The 12,100-nt window shown below is 33.8% G+C and carries 7 protein-coding genes and 2 pseudogenes; 3 read left to right on the plus strand and 6 right to left on the minus strand.

Features of this window, described 5'->3' with window-relative positions; translation table 11 throughout:
* The first annotated feature begins 58 nt into the window (after positions 1-58).
* Entirely contained in the window at positions 59-1,087 is a 1,029-nt protein-coding gene (locus tag WP_RS03420; protein WP_029237556.1) for a class I SAM-dependent methyltransferase, read from the plus strand.
* Between the two features lie 906 nt (positions 1,088-1,993).
* On the opposite strand, the gene WP_RS03425 is transcribed toward WP_RS03420, so the two are convergent.
* The 4 genes and pseudogenes from WP_RS03425 to dapE all read right to left on the minus strand — a co-directional run bounded on the left by WP_RS03425 (position 1,994) and on the right by dapE (position 8,124).
* The gene (locus tag WP_RS03425; RefSeq protein WP_012481883.1) at positions 1,994-3,334 is read right to left on the minus strand and encodes an ankyrin repeat domain-containing protein; all 1,341 of its coding nucleotides are present in this window, start codon (positions 3,332-3,334) and stop codon (positions 1,994-1,996) included.
* 250 nt (positions 3,335-3,584) lie between these two features.
* Positions 3,585-5,363, minus strand: coding sequence for an ankyrin repeat domain-containing protein (locus WP_RS03430; protein WP_012481884.1), 1,779 nt, complete (start codon positions 5,361-5,363; stop codon positions 3,585-3,587).
* A gap of 267 nt (positions 5,364-5,630) precedes the next feature.
* Positions 5,631-6,571 (minus strand): annotated as a pseudogene (locus WP_RS07970) (IS5 family transposase).
* A gap of 356 nt (positions 6,572-6,927) precedes the next feature.
* A complete protein-coding gene (gene dapE / locus WP_RS03445) occupies positions 6,928-8,124 on the minus strand; it encodes a succinyl-diaminopimelate desuccinylase (RefSeq protein WP_007302108.1) in 1,197 nt (398 codons plus the stop codon).
* A gap of 42 nt (positions 8,125-8,166) precedes the next feature.
* On the opposite strand from dapE, the gene WP_RS03450 reads away from it, so the two are divergent.
* The gene (locus tag WP_RS03450; RefSeq protein ID WP_007302109.1) at positions 8,167-9,423 is read left to right on the plus strand and encodes an iron-containing alcohol dehydrogenase; all 1,257 of its coding nucleotides are present in this window, start codon (positions 8,167-8,169) and stop codon (positions 9,421-9,423) included.
* 525 nt (positions 9,424-9,948) lie between these two features.
* Positions 9,949-10,852: pseudogene (locus tag WP_RS07975) on the plus strand (alpha/beta hydrolase family protein).
* Between the two features lie 279 nt (positions 10,853-11,131).
* Here the strand turns inward: WP_RS07975 and WP_RS03460 are convergent.
* On the minus strand, positions 11,132-11,611 hold the full coding sequence (locus WP_RS03460; protein WP_007302111.1) for a dihydrofolate reductase: 480 nt from the start codon (positions 11,609-11,611) through the stop codon (positions 11,132-11,134).
* Entirely contained in the window at positions 11,611-12,099 is a 489-nt protein-coding gene (locus WP_RS07810; RefSeq protein ID WP_087740671.1) for a dihydropteroate synthase, read from the minus strand. The genes WP_RS03460 and WP_RS07810 overlap by 1 nt, the downstream gene beginning before the upstream one ends.
* Between the last annotated feature and the right edge of the window lies 1 nt (position 12,100).

Raw genomic sequence — 12,100 nt, forward strand, 5'->3', positions numbered from 1 at the left:
TATAAATACTCCACTATTTTATAGTATGGCACGCTATAGTTAAATGTTTATTAATAATATGCTCACTTATATACACGAATTAATTGATAAAAGCCAAGGATCAATATCTATCAGCGATTTCATAAGTGCTGCTCTATATCATAAAGAGTACGGTTATTACATGAATAAATTACCACTTGGCAAAGATGGTGACTTCATTACTGCACCTGAAATTAGTCAGCTATTTGGTGAAACAATTGCAGTGTGGATAATGAATACATGGGAAAAATTAGGAAAGCCATCAAAATTTTCTCTAGTTGAACTTGGACCAGGTAAAGGAACACTCATTCACGATATAATAAGAGTTACTAAAAAATACAGCTGTTTTTTTAGCTCAATGAACATTCACCTAGTTGAAATAAGTCCTCTTTTACAGAAAATACAAAAGGAAAAATTAAAGGGATTAGATATTAATTGGCACACAGATGTCGACAACTTACCAAATCAGCCAACTATTTTTTTTGCAAATGAGTTATTTGACGCCCTTCCAATTGACCAATTTATTTATCGTGATGAGCAGTGGTATGAAAATAGAGTAATAAAACAAGATGATGGCAGTCTTTCATTGTCACTCCAGTGCTTAACCAGACCAAAAACTGGATTCCAGACTGGAATGACAGGGGGTTTCAATGGTGCAGTAGTGGAAGTATGCCTAGCCGGAATCGAAATATTAAAGAAACTTGAGAATAAGATAGTCAATAACGGAGGAGCTGCCCTGATTATAGATTATGGTTATGTATATCCTGAATATAAGAGCACTTTGCAATCGATAAGGCAGCATAAATATACTAATTTTCTTGAAAACGTCGGTAATAGTGACATCACTGCACTTGTGAACTTTCAATCATTAAAAGATTCATTAAGGCACGTAAATTGTGAGATTTTGACTCAAAGAGAATTTTTACACCTTTTTGGTATAAAGGAAAGAGCACAAGCTTTAATGAAAAATGCAAGTAATGAACAGAAGAATAAGATCTTCAGTGAATTTTTAAGGTTAACTGAAAATATGGGTACTCTCTTTAAGGTAATGCTGATTCACCATTTGTAGTCTTGTGTAGTTCTTATGTTAAACATACAAATACTAAAAAATTTACAGAATAAAAAAGGTAAAAAAAACGTATCTGTTCAGTAGAGTAGCAAAATAAGATAGACAGATAAGACTATCATAGGAACAAATAGGTGTCATGAAAGTAGCTGACACTGGCACGACAACAAAAAAGTTACTCAAATGACACCCTTTTGATGCACAATTTTTGGTGCATCACGTACTGATTTTCATCCAAGACGATGTCATGCAAGTAGCTGACACTGGCATCCAGCCTTTTCGCGCAAAAAACGTTGTAAAGTGTTTAGTTGGATCCCAGCTGGTTGGTTATGCAAGAAATCTATTGTCAAAAAAAATTACTTCCGCATATTTTGAATCTGATTATAATGACAATTAGAGATATTTTAAGAGCTCAAAATCTATCTTTGTCTGCAGACTTTCAGTTAACTTTTCAATAAAAAACGTAGCGTATCTTTTTCAGCGGTCTGTCATATGTGCGCTGCATTTTTTTCTAATCTTTTTATACAGGAGGATTTTATGTCCAGAACTCCAGATACTTGACCTTTACTTTAGCTAATAACAGGCGCCTGTGATTTTTATAAAGAAAGTGTAGGAAAAACTGTTTCCAGGCATAAATTTGCCATGTATACCTAAAAAGTAATTATATTAGCATAATATTCATACTTATATGCCAATATTAATATTCTTTGAATGGAATACGAAATTAATGTTGAAAAAATATGTACCAAAAAATTTATGTGGGATCTATGCCGAAGCTCAAATTGCATGACACCATTTATTTTTATGGTTTTGTCTATTTTATTTTGCCACTCTGCTAAACGGATACATTTAATTCCATTTTTATCGAGCAGATAATTGTCATATATTAGCTTAGTTCTCCTGTTATACTTAAATATAAATCAGCATAGCCCTAATTTTTTTATATATTTTACTTCTTTCTCTATATTTAATAATAGGCTTGAAAATAAATGGTAAACCTATAATTGTTAAGCTTAGAGCTAGGATTGAAAGTACACAAAAGGCTTTGTGTTTACTATGTAGCTCTTTCAAGTAAAGCATCAAAAACCTACAAAATTTTTTGTAATTTTCTTCAATATTTTTTTTGCTATGAGCCTTGTCAATAAACATATCTATTGCAGTATAATCATTACTACAATTAATTGCCCCTTTTTCTATTAATAGCTGAGCTATATCAAAATAATCCTTTTGAATAGTAAGATGCAGAGGTGTAAAACCTTGTTGATCACAAATATTCATATTGGCTTTTACTGCTAACAACATTCTTACAATTTCTATATGACCTTTTTTAGCTGCAAGTAGCAGAGGAGTTCTGTTGCATCTAGTTACGGCATTAACGTTTACCTTAAGCTCCAATAAGAACTTAACTGCTTTAGTATCACCATTATAGCTAGCTTTATGTAATCTGGTGTTACCGCTACAATCTTGGTCATCTGCTTCTATTCCCTTTGAAACAAGAAATGTTACCATTTGCCTATTATTATGCTCAATAGCGCAATCCAGTGCATCAAAGCCATGTTTGTTTTTTATGCAAATAAACTCTTTTAACCTAGCTTTTGCTTGCTTTACAATAAGCTTTACCAGTTGCATTTTGTTGTTATATGCTGCTAGAAAAAGCGTAGTATTATTTTCTGCATCTTTTGCTTCTATGTTTGCACCTTTCTTTATCAGATATTCTATAATCTCTGCTCTACTTTCATAATGTGTAGTACATTGATAAATGGTCAAAAATAAAGGAGTACGAAAGTTGTTATCTTCACATTCAAGATTTGCTCCGCTATCAATTAAAATCTGGACGCTCTTTTTAGAACCGTATAATGAAGCTATGTGAAGAGGAGTATAGCCTTCCTCAGCATCTTTTTCATTAACTTTTGCGCCTTTTGTTATTAAAAAATCCATTAATTCTGTATCATCTTGTAGTGTAGCAAGGTGAAGTGGAGTAAATCCATTTTTATCTCTAGAATTAATTGTCAGTTGATTAACAAGAAGTTTAGCAATTTTTTTGTGTCCATGCATAATAGCATAATGCAGTGGATTTCTATTTTCGTTGTCCACAACATTAAAGTCAGCTTCGTGTTCTAATAATGATTTTACTCCAACTAAATCGCCTTCTTTTGTAAACTTATGTAAGAGAGTGACTCCGCTTACATCTTTTGAGTTAATATCAAATCCACTTTCTACCAATTGATGTATGTCTTCCTCACACGCCATACCATTTTAATTAAACCCTTTTCGCATTAACAATACTCCCACTTAATTAAGTTTGAATGAATCTGTAAGAGAGATATAAACGTTAGGGAGATTTGTGATAAATAGTAAGAAAAAGAACAGAAAGTCAAAATCTATCTAACACAATTAAAATCACTATTTTACCCGCTTTCTCTGTACTCTATCTCTACTTTTGCATTTACATTCGCTGAATCACTTTCCTGCTTTACAATAAAGCAGCTCCATATGTTTTCTATGCACTTTTATTAAGCATTTTGCTCAAATTTGCAAAATTCACAATATTGTTCAACAACTCCATCTTACTATCCACTTGCTCATTCTCAACCTTTTTAGATTTAAGATCTTTAAGTACATTATTGAAATCATCCATGTTCACTGTCACTTTTAGCTCTTCATCTTCTGACTCTTCTTCGCAAATCTGATCTACAGCATGAAGTTTTGCTTCATTTACCAAATTTTCTAGATCAGCTCCTGAAAAACCATTAGTTTCTTCTGCAAGTTTTGCTAGATTTACATCTGGTTCCATTGGCACTTTCTCCGTATAAAGACCCAATATTTTTTCACGTAGGCTTTTATCTGGTAAAATAATTTCAATATGTTTAGAGAGGCGACCTGATCTAATTACTGCTTCATCTAAACTTTCTAGACGATTAGTTGCAGCAATGACTGTCACGCCTTCTATAGGATTAAAACCATCAAGTTCATGTAAAAACTGATTTACAATTCGGTTGCGTTCTTCGTCATTGTATGCATTATTATTACTACGTTTTGTACAAACAGCATCTATTTCATCTATAAAGACTATGCAAGGAGCATTTTCTCTCGCTTTTGCAAAAAGATCTTTTATGTAATGTGCGCTTTGTCCAGCATATTTTTGCATACATTCAGATCCAGAAACGCTAATAAATTTAGCATTAGCTTCACATGCAATTGCACGAGCAATAAGAGTTTTACCATTTCCAGGTCGACCATATAAAATATAGCCTGTTGGCATTTTGCAACTTAGCATTTCAAGAGCTTTCTTCTTCTTCTCTGATATATGACCACAAATCATTTTTAACTCTTTTCTTACTTCATCTGAAACAATAACACCATCAAGTGTTACTTTTTTCTGCTTGTCTGGATCAACTATCTCTATTCTAGAAGAGCCTTTTATTGCACAAACAAGATCATTTAATTCTTTTGAGTGCGTTGCTTTATTAACCGATTTTTTTTCATCACTCACTTCTTCAATATTTATTATGTTTGAATCTTGCTCGTTTTTAATCTCATTTTCAGCATCCAATTCAGCCGCTTTGTACGTAATATATTTAGCTATAGATGCAAATGCATACAAAATACTTACACACAATAACACCTTTAATACAGGCACATCAGGTACAATTAAATTAACCGCAACAATTGATGTTGCCATAGCAGCACCTAACAACAACATTGAGCCAAAAACGATATAACCTTGAATTTTCGCTTTTTTCAGCTGCATTAAGTATCCAGAGCCATTAGGATGCTTGAATGCATAAATATTCACTGGAGTTTTACCATAAAAATTCTTTAACCAAGGATCTGCATTTTTTCTTATTAGAATTGATATTGTTTTTCTACTTCCATTATCTGCAGCATAATGCAAAGGGGTATTGCCCTCTTTATCCATTACATTAACACTTATTCCTTTATTTAAGAAAAATTCTACTACTTCAACATGACCATTTTCAGCAGCTAAATGTAAAGGAATCTTCTCGCGCTTACTATCTTTCTTATTAACATCAGCTCCTCCTGCTACCAGGACTTTTGCTACGTTTTCAAAGCCACCTCTAGCAGCTACGTGCAACAATGTAAGTTCTTGACTAAATAAATGATTTACATCAAATCCAACTTTCTTCCACTCTTCATGTAGATCTTGATTCTGTTTCTTTAGTTCTTCTTCTATTTCCTGAATTATATTATCTTCATTTAAATCTGTCTTATCGTTAATTATACTCAGTACTTCTGCTAGTAATTGATCACTTGTCATAATCTCATCTTTAATCTTAAATGATATATTTAATTATTATATAACTAAAATAAAAATTCAATATTTATTTTAAACAAGGTAATAATTGGATTGTGAATAGCAAATTAGATCCAAGTAGCCCCATCTCACACTACTGTCATCCCAGTGCCTAGACACCAGCCTTTCTTACCAACAAAAACTTAGCATAACTTTTGTTCTCAAAAAATTTCTGGATTCCAGTGGGCTTTGTTGCACAGCTCTTCGGATAGTGGGTAATGTATAATAAATTCATGAAGCTATATCAAACTTAGCCATGCCTATTTCAGTAAATTTGTTAAGCAAATAACACTTGAGTAGCAGTTCCTTCTCACGATTAATCTCAGATTTATTCCTAAAACTAAATCCAAATATTTGCTTCAGTCGCGAGAAAAAACTTTCTATATAAGATCTCTTCCAATAATTTATCTCTTTTTTCCACCTCTTCATACCATCTTCATCATATGACTTTATGAGCTTGATTGTAGAATTTCTCTCATTCATATAATCCAACTTTGGATGCTCTACTGCATTATTTTGCGGAGGAATCCTTGTCTTTATGTCAAGCTCATCGCACAGTTTGTATAACTTCTTTCGATCTATCTGCATATATCGTGCTTATGTTATACTTGGTATCCACTCTTTCAATAAGATCACAGGCTCCATAGTGGTCGGAATAAACTCCACTACTGTATTTTGCAGCTATAACTTTTTTACTACCTATCTCTAGCATTACATCTTGTTTGCTCATAGCGGCGATACTTTCTATCTGTACCATTTGCCTTACTATGGCTTGGAATATTATTGTAGATGCTGATACCTGTACTATCTATAGCAATTTCAATATCTTCCATATCGTTCTTATCAACTCTGCAGTCGTTGATTTTGATATTAAGCTTTTTAAACCTTCTTGAAGCCTGCGAATAGCTGATAATTTGCAAAATTTTCCCTATTTGCTCAAGATATTTCTCTATAAATCCCACTGTTTGCCTAAGACCAATCCTGAATAGATAGGTTATTATGTGAATTAGAATCACTACTTTGTCGCTGTAGACATTGTTGCCACCTGCTACTTTTGGACTATTTTCGTACCAATTTTCAATGGCATCGTTGATATAATGAAAAACATTTCCCCTTTCTTGAAGAAATTTGTTATATTCATTGCAGTTACTGACTTTCATTCTTATTGGCATATTTTTCCTTTGTCGGCTAAATATCTATTTTATAACAAATTCCATCAGTAACTGCCTGTTCTTTCCTTGAGTGGTGCAACAAAGCCTGCTGGAATCCAGGTTGACAAAAGCGCTTTACAACGTTTTGTGTACAAAAACCAGTGTTGCATGACACTATTTGTTCTTATACCCTTTTTGTCTATCTTATTTTGTCACTCTGCTGAACAGATAATTTTCGCCAATAAGCTTTCTACTGAATTTTTGTTATTGAGCTCGCACAGATCAAAGACAAGTTTTGAGTCAAAAATACCCTTAATATTATAATAAGGGGCTGGTAAAATGTGTCTAGTAAGTTTTCTTCTCTATGCAACTGCACCTCAAGCTAATAATGGACCATCAGGCGTATTACCAATTACATTGATCTGGTTTAATATTTTATTAGTGGGGTAAAAATAATTTTTTATAAACTCCTTATATATAGCTGTTAATTTATGTATATCGTCTATTGATACGCATTCATTTACCTGATGTGCGGTTTTGTTGATCATACCAAATTCAATTACTGGACAAATATCCTTAATAAACGCAGCATCAGATGTGCCACCATTTGTACTCAGCACAGCATCAATGCCGGTAATTTTATTTATCGCATCAAGCATAATATCAGTATTTCTATCAGGAATAGAGAGAAAAACGTTTCTGCTGCTCTGCATAGACAGTTTATAATCGTTAGTTACACTAGAGCATATTTCATCAATCAGCTTATATAAGCCGTCAAGCGTCTGTATGTTGTTATATCGAATATTGAAACCTGCTGCTATTGAGCTAGGTATTAGATTATTAGTATTATTTCCAACGTCGATAGTAGTAATTTCGCAATGTGAAGGCTGAAAATATTTATTACCAGTATCAAAAGTGGTATCTTTTATCTTACTTAGTATCGATATCATTTTATATATTGGATTATCCGCTAGTTCTGGATAGGCAACGTGCCCTTGTTTTCCATGGCAAATCAATTTAAATGTTGCAGAACCTCTTCTACCTATTTTTATGGTATCACCTAATTTCTCACTACTCGTTGGTTCTCCAACTATACAAAAATCTATCTTTTTTTGCTTGCTTTTCATCCATTCCAAAACGGCCTTTGTTCCATGTTCTTCCGTGCTTTCTTCAGCGCTGGTAATCAATGCACTGATTGAACCGCTGAATCGAAACTTACCTGCAACTGAATCTACGATAGCAGCAATAAATGCGGCTATTCCACTTTTCATATCAGCTGCTCCTCTTCCATATAGCATTCCATCTCTAATTTCTGGCTTAAATGGATCAGATATCCAATCTTTTAACTCACCTGGTGGTACAACATCAACATGTCCAGCAAAACACAAGTTTGGTACTCCATTTATATATTTCGCATAAAGATTTTTAACTTTATCACCAAACTCTAAAATCTCACATTCAAAACCACTTTTCTTGAGAATGGCTGCTATATGCTCTATTGCCCCATCGTCTTTTGGTGTTATACTTTTAAAAGAAATTAATTTCTTAGTTAGTTCTACAGGGTCAATCTTCATACCAATCTTGAAATACTAACATTACCGTATTGTAAACATTCTATGCGATATTTAAAACAAATATTACAGCACACAGAACAAGTTCTTATTAGGGAAGTTGCTGATAATATCTATGAAATATGTAGACAATATGGAAATGACATTTTTCTGATTGCAGATGAAAATACAGCAAAACTTTTAAACAAAAACATACTTAATAAAGTTTCTCATTTAATTATTCCAGCCACACCTGTCATTCCAGCGCGTGACTATGATGGATCGCAGTGTCACGCTACTTGGATGACACCAAATAGACTGAACAGAGCTGCTTCTCTCCAAGCTGTAAACCTAGTTAGAAATAAAGCAAAAGATAGTGACTTAATGGTTGCATTTGGCAGTGGCACTGTTAATGATATCTGTAAGTACGCAAGCTATTTAGAAGGCAAAGACTACATATCCTTTCCAACAGCTGCTTCCATGAATGGATATAGCTCTGCAAACGCTTCAATATTAGTTGATGGATATAAAAAATCGTTCGGAGCACATCTTCCAAAGGCAATATACATTGATACCGATATAATTGCCAACGCACCACTACGCCTCACATTAAGTGGATTTGCAGATTTCATCTGCCGTTCAACAGTACAAGCCGATTGGCTATTATCTCATCTATTACTTGGCACAGAATATAATGAACTCCCCTTTAAACTTGTTCGCAATCTGGAGGAAATTTTGCTCAGAGAACACTTGGCACTTGCTAAAAAAGATAAAAGAGTAGTTTTATTACTTATGGAAGCCTTATTGATTTCAGGACTCGGAATGGTGATGTCAAAAGGCAGTTACTCTGCAAGTCAAGGAGAACATATGATAGCTCATGCAATTGAGATGGTAACACAGGATTATTCCTCCTCGTTACATGGGGAAAAAATTGCTGTGACAACGATTACCATGGCTAACTTGCAAGAGGAGATATTGTCAATACGAAACCCGATTACCAAACCGATCACTTTAGATGTAAAACATATAACTCAGTGCTTTGGTAATACCGAATTTATAAAAATTCTAAAGCAGAAGCAAATGATGCAGCAAAAAATTCAAGAGATTATTTGCAAAGAATGGAGTAATATTTCTAGTTTAATTAAGCAAAATTTACTATCTGCAAAACACCTGCAGAAAGTATTTGAAGATCTATCAATTCCGTACTTACCGGAGCATCTTAATTGGAACAAAGAGCAATATTGCAAGGTAGTCAATCTTACATTTGCAACAAGAGATAGATTCACCTTTCTTGACCTGGCTGGTTGTATAGAAAAAAGTTAGATTTTGTGTATTCGTTCAGTAGAGTAGCAAAATAAGATAGACAAAAACACAGTAACAAATGATGTCATGCAAGTAGCTATCCAGCCTTTCTTAACAACAAAAACTTAGCATGACTTTTGTGCTCAAAAAACTTCTGGATTCCAGCATCAAGTGCTGGAATGACATGGTAAAATATTATTCAAGTAGCCTCTGTCCCAATACCTATTCGGTGTCATTCAAGTCAACTCTTTTCTTGTCATCCCAGTGCCTAGACACTGGGATCCAGAAAACTTCACTTTAAATGAGTGCATTAGATTGTCTTTATATAGATGCCAGTATCAGCTACTCGGATGAAATTCATTTAGTCTTCTTTTCTCTTTTTCTTATTTTACTACTCTGATGAACGGATACAAAAAAAACTCATGCACCTTGATGTAAGTAGATCTTGCAAGCATTTTAAGATTGCCGGTTCACTAGTTAACATAGAAAAAGCTCAACAAAATTATAAGAATAGTATATAATTGAAAATATTTAATAGTGAAAATAATGCCTAACACTAAAGAAAAAGAAATACATCTTATATTCTTTCATGGGTTAGGGGATAATTATAAAAATGCAACTACATTCTGTAAAGATATGCAATCTGAGCTCATGCACCACCATGATATACCTAATTTTCACACTCATGCACACAAATACCCGGCTGCATTTCAAAATTATAGTAACTTATGCCTTAACCAGCTTCGTATGCTTACTAGCATCAATATTGCCACCTACTGTCATACTGCTCACTAATCCAATAACAGCTAGAACAGCTGGATTGGCAGTCTTATCAGCTTCAGCTTGTGTTTTTTTATCTATATTCCTACTCATGATTCCGTTTCTAAATAAGGATCAAAAGTTATTCAAGTCTTCAATAGAGCAAATTGATCAACTAATATATCAAGGTGTAAAACCCGAAAATATTATACTTTTCGGTCATTCTTTTGGAGGAGCAGTTGCATCGGAAGTATCAAGGCATTTTGCGAATAGAGATGTTAAACTTGGAGGAATCGTCTTCACTAGCACTTTTAGTTCTTTTCATACAGCAATAGAGCATTTTCCAATGCCTCAAACGAAAATTTTGAGTATACTGCCTTTATTCCTACTAAAAAGAATACTAAAAGCCTTCGCTTTAGACTTTGATATAGCAGATAATTTGCAAAAGTCACAAAATGAAAAAACGCCAATAGTAATTATTAATCACGCAAGAGACACATTAATACCACTGCCTGCACAATTGGTAAATGCGATAAGAGGTGATCAATTATTAAATGGTAATCCGATTAAGATTCGTGATGATCTGTTTATATATGGAGATGATCCTCATAACAGTGTTTTGGATAGTGGCACACTGACTGAAGAATTAAGAGAAATGGTACTTAGTAAAGTTACGTCTAGAACGCGTTAACTTTTTTGCTGCTTTTTTTTTGGCTAAGGTCACACTTCATTATGCATTAAATTGTATTCATCTATTCAGGGAATTTGCTAATGTGAAAGCCAGTGCTTCCTTTCTTGCGATGTAGCTGTACAGAAATTGAAGATGTCATTTAGTAGCTCTCCCCTGTTATTTAAGTAGCTAACACTGAGATCCATAAATTTAACTGGATGCCAGTTTCTGGGCACTGACCATCATAAAGGAGCCAGTGTCATGCACTGATAGTTGTCTTTTCTCGCCTACCTTATTTTACTACTCTGCTGAACGGACACAATTGCATATAGTATAGTCTTTAGTTTTAGTGAGAATAGTTTTATTCCACTGATCAAGGAGTGCTAAATTGAAATACGTATCACCTTTATAAGTTTTATGCATTTCAGTCATAATAAATTCTGAGATTAGGTTATGCTCTAAAAAAAGGTGTACTATTTGTGCCCCACCAATCACAAAGACTTGAGAACTACTTTGAATTGACAGAAATTCTTGCATGGAAGAGACAACAGTACATTTTGGGCCTCTATTAAAACACTTGTTACGGGAGAAAACAATAGGTGTACGATTCTTTAGTATACTCTGAGGCACGGTTTCAAATGTCTTTCTTCCCATCACAATAACTTGCTTGTCAGTTACTTGACAAAAATGTTTAAACTCACTTGGATAACGCCAGGGCAAATCATTATTTATTCCAATTACCCCATTAGGGTCAACAGCCATAATTCCAATAATCTTCATCACTTTAAGACAGCTTGGGCTACAAAAAATCTCATGTGGTCGCGTACATTATGCACTCTAAGGAAATCAACCTTATTTTGCAGTATAGCAGATATAGCAATTGTTTCTAAATCTCTATTAGAGGGAGATTCTATGGAAAAAGAGGAAATAAATGACTTTCTGGAATGGCCAACTAAAACCTTGCAGCCAAAATTTTGTAAAGTTTCTATACTGCGTAAAATCTGAATATTCTGATACATAGATTTGCCAAAACCAATACCAGGATCAATAATTATTGAACTTTCATCAAAACCAAGGGCAAGTAACCTATTAATGCTCTCCTCTGCCCAATTATTTATGATATCAATTGGGTCAATATCATGTGGAATAATATTGTCCTTATGTGGTGGTATCGAAAGTGAATGCATAATAACGACACTACACCCACTGCTAGCAACTTCTTTTAAGGTATTATAGCTTTTTTCACAATAATCCGAACGGACCGTAATA

Origin of the sequence: Wolbachia endosymbiont of Culex quinquefasciatus Pel, from assembly GCF_000073005.1 — a bacterium.
GTDB lineage: Bacteria > Pseudomonadota > Alphaproteobacteria > Rickettsiales > Anaplasmataceae > Wolbachia.